Origin of the sequence: Leifsonia poae (genome assembly GCF_020009625.1) — a bacterium.
Lineage (GTDB): Bacteria > Actinomycetota > Actinomycetes > Actinomycetales > Microbacteriaceae > Leifsonia > Leifsonia poae_A.
In genome coordinates this window covers 2,323,747-2,350,092 of the sequence record NZ_JAIHLP010000002.1, presented here as the reverse complement: position 1 = coordinate 2,350,092, position 26,346 = coordinate 2,323,747, and the positions used below count along the sequence as shown (strand labels likewise).

The following is a 26,346-nucleotide window of genomic DNA, read 5'->3' as shown; positions in this document are numbered from 1 at the left end:
TAGAGGCGTGAAGCGAAACACCTGGCAGCGCGAAGCCGTCCGAGAGGCACTGACCTCCACGGAAGGCTTCATCAGCGCGCAAGGACTTCATCTGTCGCTGCATGAGACCGGCTCCCCCATCGGGCTCGCAACGGTCTACCGGGCGCTCGCCGACCTCGCCGCCGAAGGTGATGCGGACTCGTTGCAGTCCCCCGAAGGGGAAAGCCTCTACCGGGCCTGCACCACCGGGCACCACCACCACCTCATCTGCCGCAATTGCGGCCTCACGGTCGAGATCGAGGCGGATGCGGTGGAACAGTGGGCCCAGGCCGCCGCCGCCTCCCACGGTTTCACGCAAGCACAGCACGTCGTCGACGTGTTCGGGTTGTGCGAGAACTGCTCGCGCGCCGTCGCCGGCTGATCAATCCCGCTCGAAGCTCAGACGCTGCGGTAGATCTCGCCCCGGTTCGCTGATGCCGGCACGAGGACGATCAGTTGATAGTGACCAGGAGCCGTCGCCGCATTTGGCGGGAGTGCATCCGTCACGTAGTATTGATGTTTGGCTGAGTGGGCCTCTCCTGCTCAGATCGTACGCAGATCCCCGACCTTCGAAAGAAACACGGGATCGAGCGTGCCGACAAGTGACCTTGGGCGGAGCATCCGGCTCCGCGGTATTGGAGAAAAGACAATGGCAGCAGTGTGCCAGGTGACAGGAGCCGTTCCCGGCTTCGGTCACAACATCTCGCACTCGCACCGGCGCACCAAGCGCCGTTTCGACCCGAACATCCAGAAGAAGACGTACTTCGTTCCGTCGCTTCGCCGTAACGTGACCCTGACGCTGAGCGCCAAGGGCATCAAGGTCATCGACGCCCGTGGCATCGAGTCCGTGGTCAAGGACCTCCTGGCCCGTGGGGAGAAGATCTAATGGCAAAGCAGCAGGACGTTCGTCCGATCATCAAGCTTCGTTCGACGGCTGGAACCGGTTACACCTACGTGACCAAGAAGAACCGCCGCAACGACCCCGACCGTCTCGTGCTCAAGAAGTACGACCCCGTTGTGCGCAAGCACGTGGACTTCCGAGAGGAGCGCTAAGACATGGCCAAGACATCCAAGATCGCCAAGAACGAGCAGCGCAAGGTAATCGTCGAGCGTTACGCCGCCAAGCGCCTCGAGCTCAAGAAGGCTCTCGTCGACCCGAACGGCACCGACGAGTCGCGTGAAGCGGCCCGCCTCGGCCTGCAGAAGCTCCCCCGCGACGCTTCGCCGATCCGCGTTCGCAACCGCGACGCCGTGGACGGCCGCCCGCGCGGAAACCTCAGCAAGTTCGGCATCTCGCGTGTACGCTTCCGCGACATGGCGCACCGCGGCGAACTGCCCGGTATCACCAAGTCCAGCTGGTAAGCAGCGCGACAGACGCATCCGAAGGGGTGTCCGGCTTCGGCCGGGCACCCCTTCGGCGTTCTCCCGCCGCCTCCCCGCCGTTCTCCCGCCGCCCCGTCGCGGATTCGACGCGAAGTCTCCTGAGAACCGGTTGCGAGAAGAGTGGATGACGGCGTGGCACCGTTGCAGAGTGACCCGGGGAGCACCTGTGCGACGCGTGTGACGGGCGAAGTTGCCGCGAAACGCCGAAAATCCGCGTGTTCTCGCGGGATTCTGATACATTCGAGGCGGTCAAACCGACCAAACGATACGGCCCGCGTGGCCTCAACCGTTCCACTAAGAAGCTGTATAGACAGCACAAGGTCCGAGGAGGACACTCAATGGCTGACAAGTCGCTGAACAAGACCGAGCTCGTTGCCGCTATCGCCGCGTCGTCGGGTCAGAGCCAGGCTGCCGTCGGTGGCGTGCTCGACGCTTTCTTCGCCACCATCGCGGAGACCGTCGCCAACGGTGGCAAGGTCACCATCCCGGGCTGGCTCGCCGCCGAGCGCACCGCCACCGCCGCGCGCACCGGCCGCAACCCGCAGACCGGTGCCGAGATCAAGATCGCTGCCGGCCACCGCGTCAAGCTGACCGCCGGCTCGAAGCTCAAGGCTGCCGTCAAGTAGTCTCACCCGCTTCCTCGAAGGGGACATCGCTCAGGCGGTGTCCCCTTCGTCGTTCCCGGCCCCTGAGGGCGCTTGCGGTCCCCGCGTGCTGTGTGCGGGCTCCCAGCGCGGGCGACGTAGGCTTGGCGGGTGCCAAGAATCATCCGGGTGGCCGCTCCCGCTGTGCTGCTGATCGTCGCCGTGATCGCGATGATCGCGGCGTTGGCTTTCGGCGGTGGCGCAGAGGCGCCGCTCCTCGCCGATCCGGGCGCCCTGGTGCGGTGGGGCCTCCCGGCGTCGACGCTCGTGGTCAACCTGAGCGCCGCTGGGGCGATCGGCGCCCTCGTCCTCGCCTGCTTCGCGTTCAGTCAGGACAAGCCGGAATACGGCAAGGCCCTCGACTTCGCGGCTGCGTCGGCCGGGGTGATGACGGTGGCGAGTGCGGTCACCGGGCTCTTCACCTTCGTGAGTGTCTCCAATGTGCCGTTCTCGTTCGACGACACCTTCAGCAACGGCCTGAGCTCGTTCATCACGAGCGTGTCGATCGGCCAGGCCTGGCTCGGAATCACGCTCATCGCGGCGGCTGTCACGGTGCTCTGCTTCGCGGTGCGCAACCACACGGCGATCGTCTTCGTGACCGCCCTGGCGCTCACCTCGCTCATCCCGATGGCCCAGCAGGGACACAGTGCGGATGCGGCCGGGCATGATGCGGCCGTCACCTCGTTCGGGTTGCACGTGCTCTTCGCCGGCCTCTGGCTGGGCGGACTACTCACCCTCGTGATCGTGCGGCGAACGCTCGACGGCGCCCGCATCGTGCCGGTGCTCGAACGCTATTCGACGCTGGCGATCATCTCGTTCGTCGTGGTCGCCGCCTCAGGCTATGTGAACGCCGAGCTGCGCGTCGGAACGCTGGCGCAGCTCGCGACGCCGTACGGCATCCTGGTGCTCGTCAAGGTCGCTGCGCTGGTCGTGCTCGGCCTCTTCGGCGCCTTCCAGCGGCGCTTCCTGATCGGCCGGCTCAAGGCGAGCGACAAGCGCAGCCTGTTCTGGTGGATGGTGACGGCCGAGCTGGCGTTCATGGGTATCGCATCCGGGGTGGCCGCCGCGCTCGCGCGAACCGCGACGCCGGTGGCGGAGAAGCTCGGTGCTGCACCGACGCCCGCTGAGATCCTGACCGGGCAGGTGCTGCCACCGGAACTGACCTGGACGCGCCTCGTCACCCTCTGGAACTTCGACCTGCTCTGGGTGCTCGCCTGCGCGTTCGCCCTGTTCTTCTACTTCGCGGGGGTGCGCCGGCTGCGCGTGCGCGGCGACAAGTGGCCGATCCACCGCACGGTGTTCTGGGTGGCCGGCATTCTGCTGCTGTTCTACATCACATCGGGCGGCATCAACGTCTACGAGAAGTACCTGTTCTCGCAGCACATGCTGGCGCACATGGTGCTCACCATGATGGTGCCGCTGCTGCTCGTCCCGGGAGCTCCCATCACGCTCGCCCTCCGGTCGATCCGCAAGCGAACCGACGGATCGCGCGGCGGCCGGGAGTGGATCCTGCTCGCGGTGCATTCGCGCGTCGCAGGATTCCTCACCAATCCGATCGTCGCCGCGATCCTGTTCGCCGGTTCGCTGTGGTTGTTCTACTACACGCCCCTGTTCCGCTGGGCGACGACCGATCACATCGGCCACGAGTGGATGATCACCCACTTCCTGATCACCGGCTATCTGTTCGTGCAGTCGCTCATCGGCATCGACCCGGTGAAGTACCGGCTCGCGTATCCGTTCCGGTTGCTCCTGTTGCTCGGAACGATGGCCTTCCACGCGTTCTTCGGCCTCTCGATCATGACCAACCAGGGGCTGCTCTTGGCGGATTGGTTCGGTGCGATGGGTCGCACCTGGGGGGCGACCCCGATCGTGGACCAGCAGACCGGCGGCGGGATCGCGTGGAGTGTCGGGGAGATCCCCACGGTCATCCTGGCCATCGTCGTGGCGATCCAATGGAGTCGGACCGACGACAGGGAGACGAAGCGCCGCGACCGCAACGCCGACCGCACGGGCGAGGCCGAGCTCAATGAGTACAACGCCCAGCTCGCTCGTCTCGCGGCCCGCGACGGCGCCGCTCGCTGATCCATTTCCCGACTGCCTCGGTGACCCGACTGCCTCGGTGACCCGATGTCAGCCGGAGACGGTGATGTCCACGGCGCCGTCGTCGCGGATGCTGATGGCGGAGAGTGAGACCGTGAAGGGCTCGTCAGACGATCGCCGGTCGATGCTGCCGTCGAAAAGCGATTGAACGGTGACCGAGAGATGAGCGGCGCCCGCCGTCTCGGGCATCGTCCACCCGTCGTCCCCCGCGGCGAGGGTGACCGGCGGATATTTGGCGATCGACCACGAGGGAAGGCCCTCGACGCGATCGTCGATGGTGACGCCGAACGGGCATCCGGCGGGTTGGAGCACCTGCTGTTTCGCGCAGGCGTCGAGGTAGGAGTGCAGCTGTTCGCCGATCTGGGCGACAAGCGCTCTGGTGGGTTCGGCGACGACAGCGACGTTGACGAGGCGGCCGGGCGCGGCAGCCGTGAGCGTGCTGGTGGGTGCGCTCAGGTACTTCGATTCGTGGCCGAGGTCGTAGACCCCCGGTGCGAAGACGAGATAGTCGGCGGTCACAGTGAACGCGTTCACCGGCTGGGCGGCCACGGCGCGCGGGTCGAGGGTGTGGCCGGCCACCGTGAAGGTGTCTGCGTGCTCGACCGTGATGTGCGCCACCGTCAGTGGTGTGGCACTGAACCGCCAGGTGGGGAGGATGCCGAGCACCGCGCCGGTCTGCCGCACCTGGAAGCGCACCGTGACGGGGTGGCCGTCGACGCGGGCACCCAGCGTCACGAGATGCTCCCCCGACACCAGTTCGTCGTCGCTCAGCACACGTACCTGCCGGATCGTCGGCAGCACATCGGCCCGGAGGAGCTCGCGCGAGGGCTTCGCCGGCAGACCGTCGTCGGTGAGGGAGGCGGTGGTGGGGTCGGCGCCGGGCATCTGCAGCGCTGCGTCGACGTCGCGATCGGCGAGCGACGTCACATAGGCCGAGACGAAACCGCCGGCGCTGTACACGCCGCGTTGCAGGGCACCGAGCGCGGCAGCGAATGCGACGACGAGGAGCACGGCGACGCCGCCCCAGATCAGGATCGCGCGGGTTCGGACCGAGAGCGCGGCGAGGGGATGCGAAGACGCGCTCCCCGACTCATCCCCGCCCATGAGGACATCCTAAGGTCCTGTGGAGAACCGCCCGGCGCGGTGGTGGCGGGCTAGAGTGGTTCGGCAGGTCGAGCGAGGAAGGACGCGGATGGGTCGGCTTTCCCTCACCCCCGAGCAGCAGACGGTGTTCGAGCTGATCGAGAACACCCGCGAACATGTGTTCGTGACAGGCCGCGCCGGCACGGGCAAGTCCACACTGCTGAACCATCTCGCCTGGAACACCGAGAAGTCGCTCGTGATCACCGCGCCGACCGGGGTGGCGGCGCTCAATGTGGGCGGGCAGACCGTCCATTCGCTGTTCCGGCTGCCGATCGGCGTGATCGCCGACCACGACATCGAACAGAGCGCCGAACTGCGCAAACTGCTCAACAGCATCGACACGCTGGTGGTCGACGAGATCTCCATGGTCAACGCCGACCTGATGGATGCGATCGACCGCAGCCTGCGGCAGGCACGCCAGAAACCGGCTGAGGTGTTCGGCGGGGTGCAGGTCGTGCTCTTCGGCGATCCATACCAGCTCGCCCCCGTTCCCGGGGATCCCGAGGAGCGCGCCTACTTCGCCGACACCTACCGGTCGATGTGGTTCTTCGACGCCAAGGTGTGGACCGAGGTCGAGCTGAAGATCGTCGAGCTGGTGGAGGTGCACCGGCAGCACGAATCCGACTTCAAGTACATGTTGAATGCGGTGCGGCACGGTCGGGTGACCAAGGAGATCGCCGACCGCCTCAACGAGACGGGAGCGCGGGAGGCGCCTCACGACGGAACCATCACGCTGGCAACCCGCAACGACACGGTGAACCGCATCAATGCGCAGGCTTTGAGTCGGCTTCCCGGCCGCGCGCTCACGGCCAAGGCGGAGGTGAGCGGCGACTTCGGCGGCCGGGCGTACCCGGCCGAGGAGGCGCTCGAACTCAAGGTGGGCGCCCAGGTGATGTTCCTCCGCAATGACGCGGGCCAGGGCGATGGGCCGCGGTGGGTGAACGGCACCATCGGAACGGTGACCCGCATCGACTCGAACGTCTTCGTGGAGGTCGATGGAGAGATCCACGAGGTGGAGCCGGCGATCTGGGAGAAGTTCAAGTACTCGTACTCCCCTGCCACCAAGAAGCTCACCAAAGATGTGGTGGCCGAGTTCACCCAATTCCCGCTGCGGCTGGCGTGGGCGGTCACCATCCACAAATCGCAGGGCAAGACCTACGACTCGGCGATCGTCGACCTCGGCCACCGGGCTTTCAGCCCGGGACAGACCTATGTGGCGCTCAGCCGGATCACCTCGCTCGACGGCCTCTACCTGAGCCGGCCCCTGCGCCCGAGCGACATCATGGTCGACCCGGATGTCGAGCGGTTCATGCGCACACCGCGCTGAGCCCCGGATCGGATCGGCGACGTGGATGGAGGAGAAGATGGCTGTGACGTACGTTCTCGACTTCAGTGACGGGCAGCGTGTGGAGACCACGGGGAACGGGGTTATCGGCCGGAACCCGGCTGTATACGTGCCCGGAACCGAACTCGACGACCCGGCGCACGTCGAGCTCATCATCGTGCCCGATGACACCAAGTCGGTGTCGCGCGCCCACCTCGCCTTCGGGCAGTACGAGGACGTGTTCTGGGTGCTCGACCTGGGGTCGGCGAACGGCACGACGATCGAGTACCCGGGCGACGGCGCCTACGCCTGCGACCCGAAGACCCGCCATGAGGTCGACCCGGGGTCGGTCGTCCGGTTCGGCCGGGCGTCGTTCGCACTCAGTCGGCGCTGACCGACGCCGAGCGGGGTGGGGTCGAGCGGGGTGGGGCGGTGGCGGCCGGAGCTCAGGCGGCGGCTTTCGCGGCCGCGAGGTCTTCGAAGAGCTCGGTGTTGAACCGGTAGGCGAGGATGACTTCGTCGATCACCCGCTCGCGTTCGGCGGCATCCCAGGCCACGGCGTCGAGCTGCGCTCGGTAGACGTCTTTGAACTCTTTGGGTTTCGCGATCTCGGCGAAGAGGTAGAAGCCGACGCCGTTCGTCTCGAAACCGAACTGCCGCTGCATCAGGGTGCGGATGATCTGGCCGCCGGAGAGGTCGCCGAGGTATCGGGTGTAGTGGTGGGCGACGAACCCTCCCGCCCAGGTTCCGGCGACCTCGTGGATGCGCTCGACGTAGCGCACCGTGGTCGGGAGCGGGGCGACGCGGTCGCGCCAGTCCGGACCGAGCAGGAATTCGAGATCGGCGACGATGGCCGGGAGCCGGGTGAGCTTCGGTGTGATGAACGCGGAGGCGACCTCGTCGTCGCTCATCGCGGCGGCGGCTGCCTCCAGCGCCTCATAGATGAAGTAATGCTGGGCGACGAGCGCGATGTAGTCGTCGCGGGTTCCTTTGCCGGTCATCAGGTTCTGCATGAACCCGGCGCCCTCGCTCGAGCCGTGATCGGTGCGGGTGCGCTCGCGAAGCGCTTGCGAGAAGGGGATGATGTCGGCCACGATGCTCCAGAGGTCGATGAGGTAAGGGTGACCTAAGTTTAGGGGAACGCCGTCGGGATGCGCACCCCCTCACCCGGGGTTCGCAGCGGACTCAATGCTGGTGGCCGCCGTGGAGCAGGTGCACGTCGACAGCGGCGACCCCCGCATCCGTCTGACCGAGTGCCGGGATGGTGACGGCGCACACCACGGCGGCGCTCAGGGTGAGCGCGATGACGAAGCGCAATGCGCTTGCGTTCCGCGCGGCCGGTCGGTGCCGTCGCAATACGATCGCGATGGTCAGGGCGACGGTCAGATCGAGCGCCGAAGCGACGCCGAGGGGCAGGGGTGGCAGGGCGAGAATGGTGCCGGCCTCGGTGGCCGCGCCGATCGAGGCGACGGCGGCCCAGGCCGCGATCGGCGCCAGGGAGAGGAAGAGAGCGGCACGCAGCAGCGGTGGGTGTTCGCGCGCGAACGTGAGGGCGGCCCACCCGAGCTCCGCGGCCCCGATCGTCGCGAGGACGATCAGGGCCGGGAGGGGGGCGCTCGCCGCGAGAGCTGCGTGCAACAGCCCAGCGCCGAGCGCGACCACGGCGAGCCAGGCCCGGACGGGCGGGGAGACGATCGTCGCCGTCGCCGAGTGTTCCGACCCCGCCATCACCCCGGAGGTCGGCGCCCGGGGCACCGAGACGGTGTTCATCAGCACAGGCTCGTCGTGGTGGTCGTCAGGCGACGGCCGAGTTCGTGCGCGCGGTCTTCTCGGCGCCGAGTCCGACACCGAGCAGCACGATGGCGCTCACGAGGTGCAGGAAGTGGTCGGGCGTGTTCAGGGCGAGGATGTTCGCCCCCGTGCCGACCAGGAAGAAGCCGACGATTCCGAGAAGAAGGTAGACGGCTCCCACAGTGGTGTTGACCGCTTTGGCCGCCGCCACCCGGGTGAGGCCCGCGATGAGCAGCGCCGCTCCGATCAGCAGGTGGGCGACGTTGTGCAGCGGGTTGACCTCGAAGATCCCGAGGATCAGCCCTCCTTTGGTCGCGACGAATCCGACGCCGCCGGTGTAGGCGAAGCCGAGAAGTCCGACCACGAGGTAGACGGCGCCGAAAATGGTGGCGACCAGGCGATTCGGTGAAGTGCGCATGGCAAGATCCCTCCTATTGGATGAGCACGACGATCGTCGTGATCATCCTGTGTTCGGAAGGACAGCGCAGAACGGATTGGCCCGCTCTCGCCCGGCTACTCCGAACGCGGCTCGATGCCGAGGTCGGCGCAGGCCGCGCGGTAGAGGAAGACCACTGCTTTGCGGATGTCGGGTCGCTCCACGACGGGGATGGTCCACGGCACGTGCAGTTCGGTCTGCGCCGCGTGCGGGGTGGTGGTGACGGTCCACACTCCGCCGGTCGCATCCAGGCCGGTCATCGTGGCCGTCGACGCGTCCGGGGCGCCGTTCGCCCGCACGATGACGAGGTTGTCGTCACGGTGGTCGCTGTTCATGTGACGGAGGACGGCGTCGACGACCTCGGGGCTGAAGCTCTGCATGACCTCGATGCTAGGCCACGCTCCTGGACCGACGGGATGCCGGTCGAACTCCCGCTAGAATTCAATGCAGTGAGCAGACGAACCATCGGGGGGTGGCAGATGAGCCGGCGGACATCCGGTACGAGAGGGTCGACCGTCGTCGTTCTGGCAGCGGTGCTCGCCCTCGTGCTCACGGCCTGCACCGGTCATGTCGATCCGGGCTCCCGGCTTCCCTCGCAGGCGTCTGGCGGGTTCGGTGCGGAGGTGAAGGGCAAGCTCCGATCGGCCGTCGAGGATGCGATGAAGCAATCCGACGCCTCCGCCGCGCTGGTCGGTGTGTGGGCACCGTGGTCCGGGAGCTGGGTCTCTGGTCTCGGCACGACGACGGCGAAAGGTACAACCCCCGTCTCGGCCGACATGAACTTCCGTATCGCGCAGAACACCATGCCGATGACCTGCACTGTGCTGCTCGGGCTTGTCGATGACGGCACCGTGCGATTGGACGATGCGGTCTCCAAATACCTGCCGGGGATGGTCGGTGTCGACGGCATCACGCTGCGCGAACTGTGCCAGAACACCTCGGGTGTCGGCGACTACGCCAGCGAGCTCGCCGCCGAGTTCGTGGCGAACCCCACGCGCGAGTGGCCGCAGCTCGAATTGGTGAGCGACGGGATCGCAGCCAAGCCATTCGGCAAGCCCGGCGAGAAGTACGGTCTCTCGGCCACCAACTTCGTGCTCCTCGGCATGGCCCTGCAGAACGCCAGCGGCAAGAGCTGGACCGACCTCTACAACACCTACGTCTTCGGTCGGCTCGGGATGAACGGCACCTCGCTCCCCTCGGACGCGCAGGTGACCGTGCCCGGTGCGCATCCGACCGGCTACGTGACCCCGCTCGACGCCGCGGGCGCCCGGGTGTGTGAGAAGCCGACCGCGATGCCGGAGCTCTCCCCCTCGATGGGCTGGACGGCGATGGGCGTGGTGTCGAACGTCTCCGACCTCAAGAGCTTCGTGCAGGCGCTCGCCACCGGCGCGCTGGTCTCCGGCACATCGGCGAAGGCGCAGGCGAACGGCATCACGATCGGCGCGAGCTGGCAGAAGTACGGTCTCGGCACATTGATGCTCGGGCCGTTGCGCGGCAACGTCGGCGCTGTGCCCGGCTACCTCTCCGCGATGTTCAGCGACCCCACCTCAGGGCTGACCGTGGTGGTCGCCCTCAACAACTCCACGCCGGGCGTCGCCTTCATCCAGGCGCTCGCCCAGCGGCTGGTGTCGATCGCGGCGAAGGCTCCGGTGACGCAGAAGGGCACGAAGGCCGTGACCGGCCTGCCCTGGTCGGAAGACCAGACCGTCGCCGAGCTCGCCAGAACCGCCTCCTGCACACCGAAGAAATAGCGGCCCCGACGGTCTAAGCGGCCCCGAGGGTGTAAGCGGCCCCGAGGGTCTAAGCGTTCGCGAGGGCCGCAAGTTCGGCTCGGACGGGGAACGAGTCGTCGTCGAGCACGAGCTGCAGGCTCGCGCCGGTGGCCCGGTTCACCAGCACGGGCGCGAGCAGGTTGACCGTGCTCCCCTCCGGTGACGGAGTGACGACGACGAGCGCGAGCACTTCCTCGGCCGAGGCGACCCCGATCTCGCGGGCGCGATCATCCGGGAGCTCGGGCGAGTACCCGGGGAGGTGGGCGGCGGCGTCGATCGTGAAGATGCGAACCTCGGGGCGGTCGACGGCTTGCAGCGTGAACAGACCCGAAGCGCCCGTCACGGGGTCGAGCCTGAAGTCGACGAGCGGCTCGAGTCCGGGAGGCGGGGTGACGAAACGCAGGACGGTCGCGGCGCTCATCGCAGGAAGTCCATCAGCGTGGGCTGCAGCACACGGGCGGTGACCGCCAGCGCGGCCTGGTAGTTCACGTCCTGTGTCTTGAGGTCGAGCAGCACCTTGCTGAGGTCGACATCCTCGAGGCCGGAGCGCTGCGCCTCAAGCGAGTTGGCATTGGTGGCGAGGGTGTCTTTCGCCTTGTCGATGCGTGTCTGACGGCCGCCGATCTCCGCGTGTTCTCCCACGATTGCTTTCATCCGATCGTCGATCTCGGCCAGCCGCGGCCCCACGTTGACACCGGTCCGCAGATCGTTGACGGTGTTGTCGATGAGGGCGAACACCGAGGATGCGCCGGTACCGAACGCCGCCGCGCCGTCGGCATCCACCCGCACGGTGGAGTCGGAGCCGATTCTGCGTTCGACTGTACTCCCGACGACCCCCGTGAAGCTGTAGTCGGGCTGGAACGCGACGCCCGCATCCGAGTTGCCGGCGAAGACGGTGCGACCGAGGTAGCTGGTGTTCGCCAGGGCCAGCAGGCTCTTCTTGAGCCCGTCGAGCTCGGTGGCGATGGATTCCTTGGCCTCGGGCGAGAGGGCGCCGTCGTTGGCACCCTGAACGGTGAGGTCTCGCACGCGGCCCATGATCGACTCCACCGATGTCAGCGTGGAGTCGGCCGTGGTGAGCCAGGCATTGCCGTTGTCGGCGTTGCGGGAGTACTGCGCGGTCGCGCTCTGATCGGCGCGAACGCCGAGTGCACTCGCCGTCGCCGTGGGGTCGTCCGACGGGCGGGTGATCAGCTTGCGGCTGGTCGCCTGATCGTAGAGCGCGGCCTGGCGTTGCAGGTTCGCCTGCAGGTTGTGCTGCGCATTGAGCGTCTGGGTGGCGTTGGTGACGCGGGTGAACACGGGTTACCTCCCGACCAATCCGGTGTGGTTGATGAGTGTGTCGAGGGCTTCGTCGACGGCGGTCATGACGCGTGCGGCGCCCTGGTAGGCGTGCTGGAACGTCAGCAGGTTCATGTTCTCTTCGTCGAGGTCGACGGAGGAGTTCGACAGCTGGGCCGAGATGGCCGAGTTCGTGGCGAGGTCGGCGAGGTCGGACTGCTGTCTCTCGGTCTTGCTCGCCACACCGATGCGCACCACGAAGGCGCCCCACTGCTTGTCGACGGCGTTCGGTCCGGCACCGAGCTGGGCGATCGCATCCGCGATACTGCCGTCACTGCCGCCCGAGCCGGGCTTGCCCGCGGCGATCTGGTCGACGCCGGTGGGCACGACCGAGAGGCCGAGAGCGGCGGGCTTCGTCGGGTCGATCGCGAAGAAGTCGAGGCCGGTGGTGCCGGTGGGGGTCGAGCCGGTGCGGTGGACGTCGTTCACCTGCTGCGCGAGGCCGACCGCGAACGCGTTGTACCCGGCGGCCGCCTCGGCGAGCACCCCGCCGGTTCCGGATGCGTCGGCCGGCGCGAGCGTGGAGATCGCACCCGACAGGGCCCCGCCTTCCATCGCGATGGCGGAGCCGGGCCGGTGCGCCCACTCCAGCCGCACCGGGTCGCCGGTGGCATCACCCATGCGCCGCGCGCCTGCCGCCTGCACGGCGTTGAAGGTGGTGCCGGCGACGATCGCGTTCCCGCCGATCAGCACGTCGACGGTGCCGTCGTCGTTGGCGCGGGTCACCCCGCCGGAGAGATTCGCGATGGTGGTGGTGAGCCGGTCGCGCATGTCCATGAGCTCGTTGGCCGACCCGCCCGCCGCAAGCGTGGAACGGATGCGTCCGTTCAGCTCGGCCACCTGACTCGCCGCCTGGTTCAGGTCGGAGACCATGCCGTCGACGTTCGTACGAAGCGACGTCCACTGGTCGTCGACGGCGCGGTATCCTTGCGCGATCTGGGTGGCGAGTGTTGCCGCTTGGCCGAGCAGAACCCCGGCGGGCGCCTGCTCCCCGACTGGTTGGCGACGTCGTGCCAGGCCGACCAGAACTTCTGCAGCTGGGCCGAGATGCCATTGGTCCCGGGCTCGTTGAGCGAGGATTCGAGAGTGGCGAGCGCGGCGGCCCGGATGCCGGAGTAGCCGGAGAGGGCCGCGGTGGTGCGCACTCGCGCATCCAGGGCCGCGTCGTCGAGCCGCTGGATGCCGTCGATGCTCACGCCCTGGCCGGGGCGGACGCCACCGGTGAAGAGGCCGGCCGAGTTCAGGGCCGGAACGCCCGAGCTGGTCACGCGTTGGCGGGTGTAGCCGGCGGTTCCCGCGTTGGCGATGTTCTGGCCGACCACGTCGAGGCCGGTCTTGGCGGCCACGAGGCCGGTGTATGCGGTGTTCAGGCCGCTGAAGGTGCTCATCGGGGCACGTCCTACGCTTCCGTATCGAAGAGTCTTGCGGTGGTGGCGCCGGGGCGGCTCTCGCCGCCGGCCCCGTAGACGCCGGGGTCTCCGCCGGGGCCCGCAAGGCCGCTCAGCGTCTCCTGGGTGGAGCGGGCGGCCTCGCGCAGCAGGCGTTCGTTGGTGTCGCGCACATCGGCGACGTGACCGGTGAGTTCGATCATCGCGGCCAGGTGTGCGGAGAAGATATCGGCCCAGATGCCGTCGGGCGCCGCGGCAACGAGCTCGCGGAGGGACGAGTCGGGGCTGATCCCCCACTCTTCGGCCAGCGAGGCCACCTCGACGGTGCGGGCGAGACCGACGGAGCGCATCCGCGTCATGACCTGTTCGACCTCGCGGGTGGCATGGGAGACCCAGCGCGACTTGCCGGCGGTGAGCAGCAACTGCTCTTCCTCGAGCTTGAAGAGCAGCAACTCCAGCAGCTCGCGTTCCTTCCAGAGCTGCGCTGACAGTTCGCTCGCGGCCATGTCGCTACCAACTTCCTCGTGAGTCGATGTGCGCACCTGGTCCCCTCGGGTCTCGGCGCGCGTCCGCTCGCCGTCAGGGTGAACCATCGGCACGGTTGGGGACGATGTTAGGGGCGGCGTGCCGTGAAATCGCTGAACTCCCTCTCTCTTCTCACAGCATTCGGATGTGCACGTGGAGCGGTGCCGATGTGACGGCCGTCGACCTGGGGATCGCCTGAACCGTATCCCCGGTACTGGGGGTAGGGCCCTCCCCGTTGTGGGGGCAAGGAATACAAGTATTCGGCCGTGTCGCGTTGTTAGCGTGAACAGCGAAAGACCCTAGCGCCTGTTCGGTACCCGACCCTGACCGAGCATCCACAGCACCACAAGCACCGATTCGCACCCCGTCGCCCGACACGACGCAAGGCGCGACGATCGGCAAACCAAGACAGGGGTCGCCCGCGTGAACCGGACCGAACGCAACACGCTCGTCGTCGAGAACCTGCCGCTCGTCGGCTACCTCGTCTCCGACCTGTGTGCCCGCGCGACGCATCTCTCGCGCGACGACCTGGCCTCCGCCGGCGCGCTGGCCCTCGTGACCGCCGCCAACGCGTTCGATCCGACGCTCGGCATCCCCTTCGGCGCCTACGCCCGCACCCGCATCGTCGGCGCGTTCGCCGACGAGATGCGCGCGAGCGATTGGGCGACACGCTCCGCCCGCAAACGCATCAAAGAGACGACGGCGGTGCAGGAGAGCCTGACCGCCGGGCTCGGCCGCACGCCGACCGTCGACGAGATCGCGAACGCGCTCGGTGTCGATCGGGAGACGGCCAGTGCCGGCCTCTCCGACGCCGCCCGCTCGGTCACCACGATCGACGAGACCACCGAGATCTTCCTCGTGTCCGACGCGGTCTCGCCGGAGGACTCCTTGCTTGCCGGCGAACAGACCGCCTATGTGCGTGCCGCCGTCGAGGCCCTGCCCGAGCGGATGCGCTCCATCGTGCAGGCGATCTACTTCGACGACCGCACGGTCACCGAGATCGCCGATGAGCTCGGCATCACCCATTCCGCGGTCTCGCAGCAGCGCTCGGAGGCGATCCGTCTGATGCGCGAAGGAATGGCGACCCACTACGCCGACGAAGGCGACCCCGAGGTGATCGAGGCGAAGACCTCCCAGGCCCGGCGCAGCGCCTACCTCGCCCGGCTCGCCCAGCACGCGGTCTCGAACGTGGCCAGGCTCGCACCGCATCCGACCACCACCTCCGCACGCAACGCCTCCTGACCGGTTGCGGAAACTCCCGCATCGCGCCTAACGGGATGCGCGGACCGGTCGATAGAACACGATGTCGCCCACGGATGGGCGGCGGTAAGTCAGCCCAAGTCATGGAGGAAAAGCAATCATGGGTATGCAGATCAACACCAACGTGGCGGCCAACAACGCCTACCGCAACCTGAACAACACTCAGAGCGACCTGTCGAAGTCGCTTGAGAAGCTGTCCAGCGGCCTTCGCATCAACCGTGCGGCGGACGACGCGGCCGGCCTGGCCATCTCGCAGGGCCTGAAGTCGCAGGTCGGCGGCCTCACCGTCGCCGCCCGCAACGCTCAGGACGGCATCAGCGTCGTGCAGACCGCTGAAGGTCAGCTCACCGAAGTCCACTCGATCCTGCAGCGCGTGCGCGACCTGGCGGTTCAGGCCGGCAACGACTCGAACAACGCGGACTCGCGTGGCGCGATCAAGACCGAGGTCGACGAGCTGACGAAGGAGCTCAACCGCATCGCGGGCGACGCCAACTTCAACGGCATCCAGCTGCTCGACGGCTCCAACGCCAAGCTGACCTTCCAGGTCGGCGCGGGCTCGGTCGCCGCCAACGACCAGATCGACGTCGACCTCACCGGGGCCAACGTCACGACGGTCGCCACCGCGGTCGGAGCGCTCACGTTCGACACCGCTGCCAACGCGCTGACCTCGATCGCGGCTCTGGACACCCAGATCACCGCCGTGTCGACCGCGCGCGCCAGCCTCGGTGCCGCACAGAACCGGTTCGAGAGCACCATCCGCAGCCTGAGCGTCTCCAAGGAGAACCTCTCGGCTGCATCGTCGCGCATCACCGACACCGACATGGCGGAGGAGATGGTGAAGTACACCCGCTCCAACATCCTGTCGCAGGCCGGCACCGCGATGCTCGCTCAGGCCAACCAGTCCGGCCAGGGCGTTCTCCAGCTTCTCCGCTAGTCGACCGACCGGCCGACCAGCTGACAAGCCGGCGGCCGGGATGCGATCCCCAAAACGCATCCCGGCCGCCTCTGTACTCCGGTAACACCCACCGCACCGAGGGAGGCGGCGAATCATGGGCATGGCCATCGACGGGCTCATCAGCGGGCTCAGCACGACCGCGTTGATCGACCAGCTGATGCAGGCCGAGGCGGTGCCTCAGACCCTGCTCAAGAGCAAGGCGACACAGTCGCAGACCTACATCACTGCGATGCAGGCGCTCAACACGAAGATCGCCGCGCTGGCCGACCTGGGGACCAAATCGAGCAAGGCCCCCGCCGTCGACCTGCACACTGTGACGAGCAGCTCCACCACGGTCGCTGCGACGGCCGGCCCCGGGGCCACCGACGGCACGATCGACTTCACCGTGGACCGGGTCGCGCAGTCGCAGGTGACCGTGACCGGTCCGCTCACGCAGTGGCCGGACCAACCGCCCGTGCTCACCTTCGTCACCGCCGACGGCAAGACGACGCAGGTCACCGCCGCCAGCTCGGATATGGCCGATGTGGCCGCGGCCATCAACAAGGCCGGTGTGGGCGTCAGCGCCACCCGCGTGGCCGCCGGGCTCGACCCCTCCAGCGGGCAGCAGCTCTATCGTCTGCAGCTCAGCTCGACGAAGACCGGCGAGGCCGGTGCGTTCACCGCCTACCGCGGAACGCCCGCCGATGTCGCCGCCGGCTCGGCGACCGATCTGCTCACCGATCCGGGCGCAGCGCAGGTGCGTGCCGCCCAGGATGCTCAGCTCACCCTGTGGGCGGGAAGCGGCGCCGCGCAGACGGTCACCTCTTCCACCAACACCTTCACGGATGTGCTGCCGGGTGTCTCGCTGACCGTGACGGCTCCCACCACCGCCCCCGTCTCGCTGACGGTCGCGCGCGACGATGCCGGGATCACCGCCGTCGCCGCCTCACTCGTCGCCAGCCTCGCCGACATCTTCGCCTCCATCGCCCAGAAGCAGGCGGTGACCTCGACCACCAACTCCACCGGGGGCACGGTCGTGACCGCCGGCGCCTTCACGGGCGACTCCACGGTGCGCGACGCCAATCAGAAGATCCTCTCGTCGGCCAGCGGCCCCATCGATGGCGTCTCGCCCTCGACCTACGGCATCAGCATCACGCGCGATGGAACCATCGCCTTCGACAAAGACAAGTTCGCGGCGGCGCTCGCGGTTGATCCCGACAAGGTCAAGGCCGCCGTGCAGACGATCGCCGGCCGGGTGGCCGACGCCGCCAAACAGGTCAGCGACAAGTACGACGGAACGATCACCACGAAGATCGCCGGCGAGCAGAAGACGGTCAAGAGCCTCAACGACCAGATCAGCAACTGGGATACGCGGCTGTCCGACCGTCGCTCCAGCCTGGAGAAGACCTATGCGAACCTCGAAGTCCAATTGCAGAAGCTGCAGTCGCAGTCGTCGTGGCTGACCGGGCAGCTCGCCTCTCTCTCGTCGAGTTCGTCGTGAGCCTCCTGAACGGGGCCGCGACCCGGATCTCGCAGTACGGCCGCGACGCGGTCCTCTCCGCCTCCCCGGTGCGGCTGCTCACGATGCTCTACGACAGGCTCGTGCTCGACCTCACACGCGCGGAGACCGCATTGGAGGCCCAGAACTGGCCGGTGGCCTGGGAGAACCTGCGCCACGCGGACCAGATCGTGGCCGAGCTCGCCTCATCGCTCCGTCTCGACGCGTGGGACGGCGCCGATGGTCTGCTGCAGCTGTACACCTATGTGGCCGACCTGATCGTGTACGGCAACATCGACCGCGACGCGGATCGGGTGCGCGAGGCGATCTCGCTCGTCGAGCCGCTGCGTCAGACCTGGCACGAGGCCGCCGCCGCCCTTCCGGCCGCGAGCGCCGAGGTCGGGCAGGGACGGGACCGGGATCTTGGCGTCGCCTGACGGACGGGCCGAGTGGGAAGAGGCCCTCCGCCGGTTCGAGGACGACCTGCAGGATGCCCTCGCCCAGATCGACCCGGTGCCCTGGCGCCCGCCGATCGCTCTCGGACCGATTCCGCCCGAGCTGGTGGAGCGCGCGGCCCGCATCATCGAGGCCCAGGCGCACACGATCCGCTACCTCGAGGATGTTCGACAGACCACCGCGAAGCACCTCGCTGCGGTGCGTGCGGTTCCGGCCGCCGAGGTCGGCGCGCATCCGGTCTATTTCGACCTGATCGGCTGAGCGGCCTCGCCGGTTCCCGCCTGTGGATAACGCTGGGGACAACTGGTGGATGATCGGTGCAAAGGTGTGGAGGACACGCGCGGGATGTTCATCTGCACGCGGGCGTGTCTTGCTTGAAAGAGCTTCCGATCAGCGATTTTGTTCGCATTCTGTGATCTTCGAACGTTCCTTCGAAATTACCTTCGTGTAATTCGAGTGGTGTGGAGAGCTGTGGATGACTCTGTGAGAAATCGGCTGAGTTCATCCGGCGTTCACCGACGCGGACGGCCGTGGGGGAACCCCGCGGAGGGCCGCCGAAAAACTCGGGCGTCGATCCCTAACCATCCGGGCGAGAGTGCCGATAACAGTCTTCGAGCACGGATCGCTCGCCGAATTGGCCATGGATGGGCCGCAAGCCACTGACGAATTCCGATGGGGTGCACTCGTGCTCGAATCCGTGACCAGCGCCGCGCTCGCCAGCGCCCTCGACGGGCTGGCCGCCCGGCAGCGTGCGATCGCGAACAACATCGCCAACGTCAACACCCCCGGCTACACCGCCGAGCGGGTGTCGTTCGAGGATGCGCTCGCCCGATCGGTGGCCGACGGCGACGGGCACGCTACCGCCAGCACCGCGCGCTCTCTGGAGCCGACGCGGCTCGACGGCAACAACGTGAACCTCGACACCGAGACACTGTCCAATGTGGACACCGTGCTGCGCTTCCAGTTCGCCTCCCAGGCGGCCGGCGGCCAGTTCACGGCGATCCGCGCGGCCCTGAGGACCAGCTGATGACCTTCGACGCAATCGGGATCGCGGGCACGGGGCTCACGCTGCACCGCAAATGGCTCGACGCCATCTCCGACAACCTCGCCAACATCAACACCGCCAAGCCCACCGACGGCGCGGCCTTCCAGGCCCGCTATGTGGTGGCCCAGGAGGGGCAGGGCGTGACCGGCGCCTATGTGGCGGGCGCCGCATACGGCAGCGCGGAAGGCCGCATGGTCTACGAGCCGGACAACCCCGTGGCCGATGCCAAGGGGTACGTGCGCTACCCCGACATCGACCTCTCCTCCCAGATGGGCTCGCTCATCATGGCGCAGCGCGGCTACCAGGCGAACGCCGCCGTCGTCGACCGCGCGAAAGAGACCTACCAGGCCGCCCTCGAGATCGGACGCAACTGATGCCCATCCCCGCCATCGGAGCCATCGACGCCGTCACCGGGAGCGGAGCCGTCACCGCGGCGACCGCCGGGGCGACCGCCACCGGCGGTTCCTCGTTCGGCTCGGCTCTCACGGGCGCCGTCGACAACCTGCAGCAGCTGCAGTCCACCTCGGACAAGCTCGCCATCCAAGCCGTCACCGGCAACCTCGACGACATCCACGACGCGACCCTCGCCTCCTCGCGGGCCCAGGTGACGCTCGAACTCGTGGCCGGCGTGCGCAACAAGGCCGTCGACGCCTTCAACGAGATCATGCGGATGCAGGCCTGATGCCTCAGCAGGTCACGAGCTTCTTCCGACGGATCGGTGACACGGTCCGCGGGTTCTCGTTCGCGCAGCGCACCATCGCCGTCATCGGTGTGGCCGTCGTCGTGCTCGGCATCACAGGCCTCACGATGTGGGCGACCCAGCCGGCCTACACGCCGCTGTTCTCGGGGCTGCAGGCGACGGATGCGTCCAGCATCGTCGACCAGCTGAAGACCGACGGTGTGCCCTACCAGCTGACCGACGGCGGCGGAACGATCCTGGTGCCGCAGCAGAAGGTCTACGACGAGCGGCTGAAGGCGGCCTCGGCCGGCCTCCCCTCGTCGAGCACCGGCGGGTACTCCCTGCTCGACAAGATGGGGGTCACCTCGTCGGAGTTCCAGCAGTCGGTGACGTACAAGCGTGCGATGGAAGGCGAGCTGGGGTCGACGATCGGCGCGATGAAGGGCGTCAAGACCGCATCCGTTCGCCTCGCGATCCCCGAAGACACCGTGTTCGTGTCTGAGAAGAAGGATCCGACCGCCTCCGTGTTCGTCGAGACGCAGAACGGCGTCACCCTGACCGGCGACCAGGTACAGGCGATCGTGCACCTCACCAGCGCGGCCATCACCGGCATGCAGCCGACGGATGTCGCGGTGATCGACGCTTCTGGAACCGTGCTGAGCGCGGTGGGGACCGGCGCGGTCGGGGGAGCGGACAAGCAGGCGGGCGACTACGAGACCCGTGTCCGCACCGCTGTGCAGGCGATGCTCGACAAGGTGGTCGGCGCGGGCAACGCGACCGTCGTGGTCGCGGCCGACCTCAGCAACGAATCGGCTCAGCGCACCGAGGAGACGTACACATCCCCGACGAACGCGCCATCGCTCAGCGAGACCAGCAGCAAAGAGACGTACTCCGGCACCGGCGGTTCGGCCGCCGGTGTGCTCGGCCCGGACAACATCGCCGTACCGAGCGGCACGGCGAACGGAAACGGCACCTTCAACTCGGAGTCGTCGACGAAGGACAACGCCGTCGACAAGATCACCGAGCAGCGCACCATCCCGGCCGGGGCGATCAACCGGCAGACCGTCTCGGTGGCGCTCAACAAGGATGCGGTGAGCGGGGTGAGCGCGGGCGAGATCCGCAGCCTGGTCAACGCGGCCGCCGGAATCGACACCAAGCGCGGCGACTCCGTGAGCGTGGAGATGGTGAGTTTCAGCACCGCCGGAGCCGCCGAGGCGGCCAAGGCGCTTCAGGAAGCCAAGGATGCGACCGCCGCCGACCAGCTGAACGGACTCATCCGCACCTCGATCATCGGTGCGGCCGTGCTCGCCGCGATCGTCATCGCCTTCGCCCTGTTCCGCCGCGGACGCAAACGGGCCGCCGAGCAGGCGGCGCTCGCCGAGGACGCTGACACGCTCGCCCTGGATGCCTCGCCGTTCCCGATGTCGTTGGAGCAGGCGGCGCCCACCGTGCCGATGCAGCTCGATCCGACGCCGGACCCTTCCGCCCCCGAGGTCGGGGCCGAGCGCCGCCGGGCCGATATCGAGGCCCTGGCCGAACGCGACCCGCAGAAGACGGCGGAGTTCCTGCGCAGCCTCATGGAGGATCGGCAGACGGTATGAACGAGCTCAAGACCCCCCTGACCGGCGCCCAGAAGGCGGCCGTGGTGCTGATGAACATGGATCAGCAGCGCGCCGCGCAGGTGATGAAGCAGTTCTCGGAGGCGGAGGCCGACGAGATCACCGCCGAGATCCTGCGGCTGCGCCGGGTGGACCCGGCCGTGGCCGAGAAGGCGATGAGCGAGTTCCACGAGCTCACGGTGCGCGGCGGCATGTCGACCCGTGGTGGCCGCGACATCGCGGTGGGGCTGCTGGAGGCGTCGTTCGGGGCCGAGAAGGCCGTCGGCGTGATGAACCGTGTCGCCTCCACCATGGCGGGCAAACAGTTCGAGTTCCTCGACGCGGTCGAGCCTGGACAGATCCACATGCTGCTCGCGGGTGAACTGCCGCAGACCATCGCTCTCGTCCTCGCCCATCTGCGCGCCGAGCACGCCTCGCGGGTGCTGGCAGGACTCGACGACGAGATCCGGACCGAGGTGGCGCACGCGATCGCCACGATGGGCAGCGCCAGTCCGGACGCCGTGCGGGTCGTCGCGGACACCCTCAAGCAGCGGGCGAGCGCGGTCGTCTCCTCACGGGAGGCTTCGGATGTGGTGGGTGGCGTGCAGCCGCTCGTCGAGATCATCAACCGGGCCGACGCGAGCACCGAGAAGGCGCTGCTGGAGGCCCTCGAACGGCGCAACCCCGAACTGGCGGAGGAGGTGCGCTCGCGCATGCTGACCTTCGCCGACATCGTCAAGCTGGAGGCGCGCGACGTGCAGCAGGTGCTGCGCGGCGTCGACGCCGCCGTGCTCGCGACCGCCATGAAAGGCAGCACTGAGCAGGTCGTCGAGACCATCACGGGCAATCTCTCCGAGCGCAATAGGGAGATCCTGGAGGACGAGATCCGCGTGCTCGGGCCCGTGCGGCTGTCGCAGGTGGAGGATGCGCGCGCCGACATCGTGCGCGCCATCCGCGACCTGGAGGCCACCGGGGCGATCACCGTACAGCGCACCGACGAGGACGCTTATGTCGAATGAGCTCGCCTTCGCGCCCGTTCCGATCCCGGTTCTCGCCGAGACGGAGTTCTCGCAGACCGCCGCCACGGCCGCGCGGTCGCGGGGATTCGCGACGGGCTATGCGGAAGGGCTCCGCGCCGCCGCCACTGAACAGGCGGCATGGATCTCGCAGGCGGAGGCGCGGCAGGAGCAGGAGCGCGTCGACGCCGGCGATCGCCGGTCGCAGAATGTCGCTCTGCTGCGGGCGGCCGCCCTCGAGCTGAGCGGTTGCACGCTCCCGCCGCTCGCGGAGGTCGACGCCGCCCTCGTCTCCGCCGCCTTCGAGCTCGCCGAGGCGGTGGTCGGGGCAGCCCTCGCCGACCGGGTGGCGGCGGCCCGCGCCGCGATCGTGCGCGTGCTCGAAGCCGACACGGGAGCCATCGTGAGCCGGGTGCGTCTCAACCCGGACGACATCCGCGCCCTCGGCGACGATGCCATCGCCGAGCTGACGGCCGACGGAGCGTTGACCGTCGTGGCCGACCCGGCCCTCGCCTCCGGCGACGCGATCGGCGAACTGCCCGACGGCTGGCTGGACGCGCGCATCGGAACCGCCCTCGCCCGCGCCAGAGAGGCGATCGTGTGACCACCGCATCCGCCACCCGCCCCTCCTCCGCGCCGCGGGGGACCCGCCCCGACCGCTGGTCGGGAGCCGTCGACGCCGCACGGCCCGAACGGGTCGGCCGCGTGGCGAGCGTCGTCGGCCTCGGAGCCGAGGTGACCGGCATCGACGCGGCGATCGGCGACCTGGTGACCATCGGCGACAACCCGGGCGTGCACGCGGAGGTCGTGGCGACGACGGCCGACCGCATCCGGTGCATGCCGTTCGGCCGCCTGACCGGCATCGCCGCCGGCGCCTCGGCCCGCACCGTGCGCGCACCGCTGCTCGTTCCGACCGGACTCGGGATGCTCGGCCGCGTGATCGACGCTCTCGGGCGTCCGGTCGACGGCAAGGGCCCGCTCCAGGCCGACACATTCGTCTCGCTCGACAACCGCGCTCCCGAAGCGATGCGGCGCGCCCGCATCGATAGCGCCCTCGGTCTCGGCGTGCGAGTGCTCGACACCCTCGTGACCGTTGGCCGCGGCCAGCGTCTCGGCTTGTTCGCCGGATCCGGCGTCGGCAAGTCGTCGCTGCTCTCGATGATCGCCCGTGGCACGGAGGCGGAGGTCTCCGTGATCGCCCTGGTCGGGGAGCGCGGCCGCGAGGTGCGCGAGTTCCTCGAAGACGACCTCGGGCCGGAGGGCCTCGCGCGCTCGATCGTCGTCGTCGCCACCTCGGACGAACCGGCGATCATGCGCCTGCGTGCCGCGTTCGTGGCGACCCGCATCGCGGAGTCGTTCCGCGAGACCGGCGCCCACGTGATGCTGATGATGGACTCGCTCACCAGGGTGGCCATGGCCCAGCGCGAGATCGGACTCTCGGTGGGGGAGCCGCCCGCCACGCGGGGGTACCCGCCCTCGACCTTCTCTCTGCTCGCCCAACTACTCGAACGGGCCGGAACCGGGGAGATCGGCTCGATCACCGGCATGTACACGGTGCTGGTGGACGGCGACGACCACAACGAGCCCATCGCCGACGCGGCCCGGTCGATCCTCGACGGTCACGTCGTGATGGACAGGAGACTCGCGGTGGTGGGGCATTTCCCGTCCGTCGATGTGCTCGGCTCCATCTCGAGGCTGGCCTCGCGCGTGACCACTCCCGCACAGCGGGCGAACGCGGTGGCGTTGCGCAGCATCCTCGCCGCCAAGGTCGCCGCCCAAGACCTGCTCGACGTCGGGGCGTACAAGCCCGGAAGCAACCCGCGAGTGGATGCGGCGGTGGCCCACGAAAACGCCATCAACGGGTTCCTGCGCCAGAACCTCGGCGAATCTGCGGCGACGGCCGAGGCCTGGGCCCGCCTGGACGCCCTTGCCGCCCTCTTCGCCCACCCACTTCCGACCGGGGGAGGAGCCTGATGGCGCGCACTTTCCCGCTTGCCGGGCTGCTGCGGCTGCGACAGATCGAGAAAGACCACGCGGCGAGCGACCTCGCGGCGGCGAACGCCCTGCGCCGCGACGCCGGCGACCGTCAGGCGAGCGCGCTGGCCGCGCTGCACAATGTTCCGGTCGACGCCGTGGATGCGAGCTCGTTGCTGGCGATGGCGGCCGCGCGGGCATCCAGTCGCAGCATGCTCGCCGACCTCACCGCGCTCACGGCCCGCGCCGAGCGGGAAGCCGACGACGCTCAGACTGCGTTCAGCGCCGCGAAAGCCAAGGCCGTCGGTCTGGAGAAGCTCGAAGATCGGCACCGCTCGGAGATGGTCGCCCTCGACCTCAGCACCGAACAGGCCGCCATCGACGAAGTAGCCACCGGCGCCTGGGTGCGCGAACGGGAAGGAAACGAACGATGACGGTGACGGATGCCCTCAGCCGGATCACGCAGATCCAGTCGACCCTGGTGCAGCTCGACAACCCCGGCACGAAGACCACCGCCACGTCGGGTTCGGCGGCCACCGGCTCGTCCACCGGGTTCGCCGATGCGCTCGCCGGGGCGCTCGGCACCGCCGGCGCGGGTGACACCCTCGGCGGAGGAGCGGTGACGGGATCGGATGTGGTGGCCGATGCCAAGAAGTACCTCGGGGTCCCCTACGTGTTCGGCGGCACCAGTGCGAGCGGCCTGGATTGCTCCGGCCTGGTTCAGCGCGTCTACAAAGATCTCGGCATCGACGTTCCCCGCCTCGTTTCGGGGCAGGCGAAGCTCGGCACCGAAGTGCCCTCCCTCGCCCAGGCGAAGCCCGGGGATCTGATCGTCACCAACGGCGGCGAGCACATCGTGATCTACGCCGGCGATGGCAAGGTGATCCACGCACCCAGCGAAGGGCGGAATGTCAGTCTCGTTCCGGCGTGGATGGACGACTCCGACATCGTGACCATCCGCCGCCTCGTGCCGGAGGCGAGCGCTTCGAGCACCTCGGCCTCCGCGGGTTCATCGGCCGGTCTATCGAGCGGCAGCGTCAGCTCGCTGCTGGGCGCGCTGACCGGCGGAACGTCGAGTGTCACCGCCTCGCAGACCGCCGCGCTGCGGGCTCTTCTGCAATCGATGCTCTCCGGGTCGTCGCTGTGAACCCCGCGGTGGCGTCTGCGCCGGCTGCGGCCCCGTCGGCCCCGTCGGCCTCGGCGAGCGCCTCGCGGAAGGCGGCCGGCGCTGCCGACGCGTTCGAGCGGTTCCTGCAGGGTGCGACCTCGGCCGAGCCGTCCCACATCGAACGACGCAAACCGGCCCAGAAGGAGACACACCGGGACGCGCCATCACATGATGCCGCTGCCGGGTCGAACGCCCATGCGTCGGCGCGCGCCCACGGCTCCGCGCCCGGCGACCACGGGCACCTCGCCCGCCCGGACGCACTCACCCCGACACCCGCGCCGACGGATGCGGCGACCCCGACGGGCGACCCTGTCGCGACCGCCGCGACCGCCGGGACCGCCGCCACCGCCGGGACCGCCGCCACCGGGGGAGCCGCAGGTGCCGGGCTCGCCGTCGCAACCGGGGACTCCGCCGTTCCGGTTCCCACCTCGGACGCCGACGCGATCGCCGGAGCGTCGACCGCGGCCCGCCAGCCGTCAGCACCCGCATCCGATGCCCTCCCGGCGGCGACCGTCGCCGCGCTCGCCGAGGCCGACGTCACCGACGCGAAGCCGGTCGGCGTGGCCACCACGCAGAAGAGCGTCACGAACACCATGAACGGCACCACGGCCGAGGCGAACGCCACGGAGCCGACCGGGAATTCCCTGCCGACGGTCCTGCGCGGAGGGGCACGCGAGAGTGGCGGGGCGGAAAGCGCGCTGTCGGGCGATCCCCGATTCGGGAGCACCCCACAGCCGGAAAGCGAGGAGCCGGCAGGGGCCGCAACCGCCGCGGCCACCGCGCCGCCCGCAGCTCTCCGACGGGGCCCTGCCGACCCGGCGCCTGCCGCGACCGTGCCGCCCGCATCCCTCCG

Annotated in this window: 34 protein-coding genes; 23 read left to right on the top strand and 11 right to left on the bottom strand. The window is 68.6% G+C overall.

Features of this window, described 5'->3' with window-relative positions; genetic code table 11:
* The first annotated feature begins 7 nt into the window (after positions 1–7).
* The 6 genes from K5L49_RS11895 (at position 8) to K5L49_RS11870 (ending at position 4,127) form a co-directional block, all read left to right on the top strand.
* Entirely contained in the window at positions 8–400 is a 393-nt protein-coding gene (locus K5L49_RS11895) for a Fur family transcriptional regulator (protein WP_223693001.1), read from the top strand.
* A 267-nt stretch (positions 401–667) separates the two neighbouring features.
* Positions 668–904 (top strand): 50S ribosomal protein L28, encoded by a 237-nt coding sequence (gene rpmB / locus K5L49_RS11890; RefSeq protein ID WP_055857759.1) that lies wholly within the window; start codon positions 668–670, stop codon positions 902–904.
* A complete protein-coding gene (rpmG, locus tag K5L49_RS11885) occupies positions 904–1,071 on the top strand; it encodes a 50S ribosomal protein L33 (RefSeq protein ID WP_027692168.1) in 168 nt (55 codons plus the stop codon). The genes rpmB and rpmG overlap by 1 nt, the downstream gene beginning before the upstream one ends.
* A gap of 3 nt (positions 1,072–1,074) precedes the next feature.
* Complete coding sequence (gene rpsN / locus K5L49_RS11880; RefSeq protein ID WP_223693000.1) at positions 1,075–1,380, top strand: 30S ribosomal protein S14; 306 nt, start codon at positions 1,075–1,077, stop codon at positions 1,378–1,380.
* 359 nt (positions 1,381–1,739) lie between these two features.
* A complete protein-coding gene (locus tag K5L49_RS11875; RefSeq protein ID WP_223692998.1) occupies positions 1,740–2,027 on the top strand; it encodes an HU family DNA-binding protein in 288 nt (95 codons plus the stop codon).
* 189 nt (positions 2,028–2,216) lie between these two features.
* Positions 2,217–4,127: a bifunctional copper resistance protein CopD/cytochrome c oxidase assembly protein gene (locus K5L49_RS11870; RefSeq protein WP_263299293.1), complete on the top strand. Its 1,911-nt coding sequence runs from the start codon at positions 2,217–2,219 to the stop codon at positions 4,125–4,127.
* A 48-nt stretch (positions 4,128–4,175) separates the two neighbouring features.
* On the opposite strand, the gene K5L49_RS11865 is transcribed toward K5L49_RS11870, so the two are convergent.
* Positions 4,176–5,249, bottom strand: a complete 1,074-nt coding sequence (locus K5L49_RS11865; protein ID WP_223692994.1) for a hypothetical protein — start codon at positions 5,247–5,249, stop codon at positions 4,176–4,178.
* Positions 5,250–5,337: 88 nt separating this feature from the next.
* Here K5L49_RS11865 and K5L49_RS11860 point away from each other — a divergent pair, with 88 nt between their 5' ends.
* Together K5L49_RS11860 and K5L49_RS11855 are read left to right on the top strand one after the other, a co-directional pair.
* Positions 5,338–6,615 carry an ATP-dependent DNA helicase gene (locus K5L49_RS11860; RefSeq protein WP_223692993.1) on the top strand — a complete coding sequence of 426 codons (1,278 nt, stop codon included), beginning with the start codon at positions 5,338–5,340 and terminating at the stop codon, positions 6,613–6,615.
* Positions 6,616–6,652: 37 nt separating this feature from the next.
* Entirely contained in the window at positions 6,653–7,006 is a 354-nt protein-coding gene (locus tag K5L49_RS11855) for an FHA domain-containing protein (protein WP_223692991.1), read from the top strand.
* Between the two features lie 52 nt (positions 7,007–7,058).
* On the opposite strand, the gene K5L49_RS11850 is transcribed toward K5L49_RS11855, so the two are convergent.
* From K5L49_RS11850 to K5L49_RS11835, 4 genes are all read right to left on the bottom strand, one after another.
* A complete protein-coding gene (locus tag K5L49_RS11850) occupies positions 7,059–7,706 on the bottom strand; it encodes a biliverdin-producing heme oxygenase (RefSeq protein ID WP_223692989.1) in 648 nt (215 codons plus the stop codon).
* A 91-nt stretch (positions 7,707–7,797) separates the two neighbouring features.
* The gene (locus tag K5L49_RS11845) at positions 7,798–8,382 is read right to left on the bottom strand and encodes a hypothetical protein (protein WP_223692987.1); all 585 of its coding nucleotides are present in this window, start codon (positions 8,380–8,382) and stop codon (positions 7,798–7,800) included.
* Between the two features lie 25 nt (positions 8,383–8,407).
* Entirely contained in the window at positions 8,408–8,821 is a 414-nt protein-coding gene (locus K5L49_RS11840) for a DUF4383 domain-containing protein (protein WP_223692985.1), read from the bottom strand.
* 95 nt (positions 8,822–8,916) lie between these two features.
* Positions 8,917–9,219, bottom strand: a complete 303-nt coding sequence (locus K5L49_RS11835; protein WP_223692983.1) for a DUF2470 domain-containing protein — start codon at positions 9,217–9,219, stop codon at positions 8,917–8,919.
* Between the two features lie 69 nt (positions 9,220–9,288).
* Here K5L49_RS11835 and K5L49_RS11830 point away from each other — a divergent pair, with 69 nt between their 5' ends.
* Positions 9,289–10,590, top strand: a complete 1,302-nt coding sequence (locus K5L49_RS11830) for a serine hydrolase domain-containing protein (protein ID WP_223692981.1) — start codon at positions 9,289–9,291, stop codon at positions 10,588–10,590.
* A 49-nt stretch (positions 10,591–10,639) separates the two neighbouring features.
* Here the strand turns inward: K5L49_RS11830 and fliW are convergent, their stop codons facing one another.
* The 5 genes from fliW to flgN are packed head-to-tail and all read right to left on the bottom strand — an operon-like array spanning position 10,640 to position 13,846.
* Positions 10,640–11,032, bottom strand: a complete 393-nt coding sequence (fliW, locus tag K5L49_RS11825; RefSeq protein ID WP_223692979.1) for a flagellar assembly protein FliW — start codon at positions 11,030–11,032, stop codon at positions 10,640–10,642.
* Positions 11,029–11,913 carry a flagellar hook-associated protein FlgL gene (gene flgL / locus K5L49_RS11820; RefSeq protein WP_223692977.1) on the bottom strand — a complete coding sequence of 295 codons (885 nt, stop codon included), beginning with the start codon at positions 11,911–11,913 and terminating at the stop codon, positions 11,029–11,031. The genes fliW and flgL overlap by 4 nt, the downstream gene beginning before the upstream one ends.
* Before the next feature lie 3 nt (positions 11,914–11,916).
* Positions 11,917–12,888 carry a FlgK family flagellar hook-associated protein gene (locus tag K5L49_RS11815; RefSeq protein WP_374107707.1) on the bottom strand — a complete coding sequence of 324 codons (972 nt, stop codon included), beginning with the start codon at positions 12,886–12,888 and terminating at the stop codon, positions 11,917–11,919.
* Entirely contained in the window at positions 12,810–13,340 is a 531-nt protein-coding gene (locus K5L49_RS11810) for a flagellar basal body protein (protein ID WP_223692974.1), read from the bottom strand. The genes K5L49_RS11815 and K5L49_RS11810 overlap by 79 nt, the downstream gene beginning before the upstream one ends.
* Positions 13,341–13,351: 11 nt before the next feature.
* Positions 13,352–13,846 (bottom strand): flagellar export chaperone FlgN, encoded by a 495-nt coding sequence (gene flgN / locus K5L49_RS11805; RefSeq protein ID WP_223692973.1) that lies wholly within the window; start codon positions 13,844–13,846, stop codon positions 13,352–13,354.
* A 442-nt stretch (positions 13,847–14,288) separates the two neighbouring features.
* Between flgN and K5L49_RS11800 the strand changes: the two genes are divergently transcribed.
* From K5L49_RS11800 to K5L49_RS11735, 14 genes are all read left to right on the top strand, one after another.
* Positions 14,289–15,107 (top strand): sigma-70 family RNA polymerase sigma factor, encoded by an 819-nt coding sequence (locus K5L49_RS11800; RefSeq protein ID WP_223692971.1) that lies wholly within the window; start codon positions 14,289–14,291, stop codon positions 15,105–15,107.
* A gap of 118 nt (positions 15,108–15,225) precedes the next feature.
* Complete coding sequence (locus tag K5L49_RS11795; RefSeq protein ID WP_223692969.1) at positions 15,226–16,059, top strand: flagellin N-terminal helical domain-containing protein; 834 nt, start codon at positions 15,226–15,228, stop codon at positions 16,057–16,059.
* A gap of 115 nt (positions 16,060–16,174) precedes the next feature.
* Complete coding sequence (fliD, locus tag K5L49_RS11790; RefSeq protein ID WP_223692968.1) at positions 16,175–17,560, top strand: flagellar filament capping protein FliD; 1,386 nt, start codon at positions 16,175–16,177, stop codon at positions 17,558–17,560.
* A complete protein-coding gene (locus K5L49_RS11785) occupies positions 17,557–17,994 on the top strand; it encodes a flagellar export chaperone FliS (protein WP_223692967.1) in 438 nt (145 codons plus the stop codon). Before fliD ends, K5L49_RS11785 begins: the two co-directional genes overlap by 4 nt.
* Positions 17,981–18,274 carry a hypothetical protein gene (locus K5L49_RS11780; RefSeq protein ID WP_223692966.1) on the top strand — a complete coding sequence of 98 codons (294 nt, stop codon included), beginning with the start codon at positions 17,981–17,983 and terminating at the stop codon, positions 18,272–18,274. The genes K5L49_RS11785 and K5L49_RS11780 overlap by 14 nt, the downstream gene beginning before the upstream one ends.
* A 424-nt stretch (positions 18,275–18,698) precedes the next feature.
* Entirely contained in the window at positions 18,699–19,040 is a 342-nt protein-coding gene (locus K5L49_RS11775; protein WP_223695293.1) for a flagellar basal body rod protein FlgB, read from the top strand.
* Positions 19,040–19,432 carry a flagellar basal body rod protein FlgC gene (locus tag K5L49_RS11770; RefSeq protein WP_223692965.1) on the top strand — a complete coding sequence of 131 codons (393 nt, stop codon included), beginning with the start codon at positions 19,040–19,042 and terminating at the stop codon, positions 19,430–19,432. The genes K5L49_RS11775 and K5L49_RS11770 overlap by 1 nt, the downstream gene beginning before the upstream one ends.
* Positions 19,432–19,740: a flagellar hook-basal body complex protein FliE gene (gene fliE, locus K5L49_RS11765; protein WP_223692964.1), complete on the top strand. Its 309-nt coding sequence runs from the start codon at positions 19,432–19,434 to the stop codon at positions 19,738–19,740. The genes K5L49_RS11770 and fliE overlap by 1 nt, the downstream gene beginning before the upstream one ends.
* Positions 19,740–21,338 carry a flagellar basal-body MS-ring/collar protein FliF gene (fliF, locus tag K5L49_RS11760; RefSeq protein WP_223692963.1) on the top strand — a complete coding sequence of 533 codons (1,599 nt, stop codon included), beginning with the start codon at positions 19,740–19,742 and terminating at the stop codon, positions 21,336–21,338. Before fliE ends, fliF begins: the two co-directional genes overlap by 1 nt.
* Positions 21,335–22,354 (top strand): flagellar motor switch protein FliG, encoded by a 1,020-nt coding sequence (gene fliG, locus K5L49_RS11755; protein WP_223692961.1) that lies wholly within the window; start codon positions 21,335–21,337, stop codon positions 22,352–22,354. Before fliF ends, fliG begins: the two co-directional genes overlap by 4 nt.
* A complete protein-coding gene (locus K5L49_RS11750; protein ID WP_223692959.1) occupies positions 22,344–22,955 on the top strand; it encodes a FliH/SctL family protein in 612 nt (203 codons plus the stop codon). The genes fliG and K5L49_RS11750 overlap by 11 nt, the downstream gene beginning before the upstream one ends.
* Complete coding sequence (locus K5L49_RS11745; protein ID WP_223692957.1) at positions 22,952–24,325, top strand: FliI/YscN family ATPase; 1,374 nt, start codon at positions 22,952–22,954, stop codon at positions 24,323–24,325. The genes K5L49_RS11750 and K5L49_RS11745 overlap by 4 nt, the downstream gene beginning before the upstream one ends.
* A complete protein-coding gene (locus K5L49_RS11740; protein WP_223692955.1) occupies positions 24,325–24,759 on the top strand; it encodes a flagellar FliJ family protein in 435 nt (144 codons plus the stop codon). Before K5L49_RS11745 ends, K5L49_RS11740 begins: the two co-directional genes overlap by 1 nt.
* On the top strand, positions 24,756–25,472 hold the full coding sequence (locus K5L49_RS11735) for a C40 family peptidase (RefSeq protein WP_223692952.1): 717 nt from the start codon (positions 24,756–24,758) through the stop codon (positions 25,470–25,472). The genes K5L49_RS11740 and K5L49_RS11735 overlap by 4 nt, the downstream gene beginning before the upstream one ends.
* Here the strand turns inward: K5L49_RS11735 and K5L49_RS11730 are convergent.
* Positions 25,405–26,118, bottom strand: coding sequence for a hypothetical protein (locus K5L49_RS11730; RefSeq protein WP_223692951.1), 714 nt, complete (start codon positions 26,116–26,118; stop codon positions 25,405–25,407). The two genes, K5L49_RS11735 and K5L49_RS11730, sit on opposite strands and share 68 nt — an antisense overlap.
* Positions 26,119–26,346 lie beyond the last annotated feature (228 nt).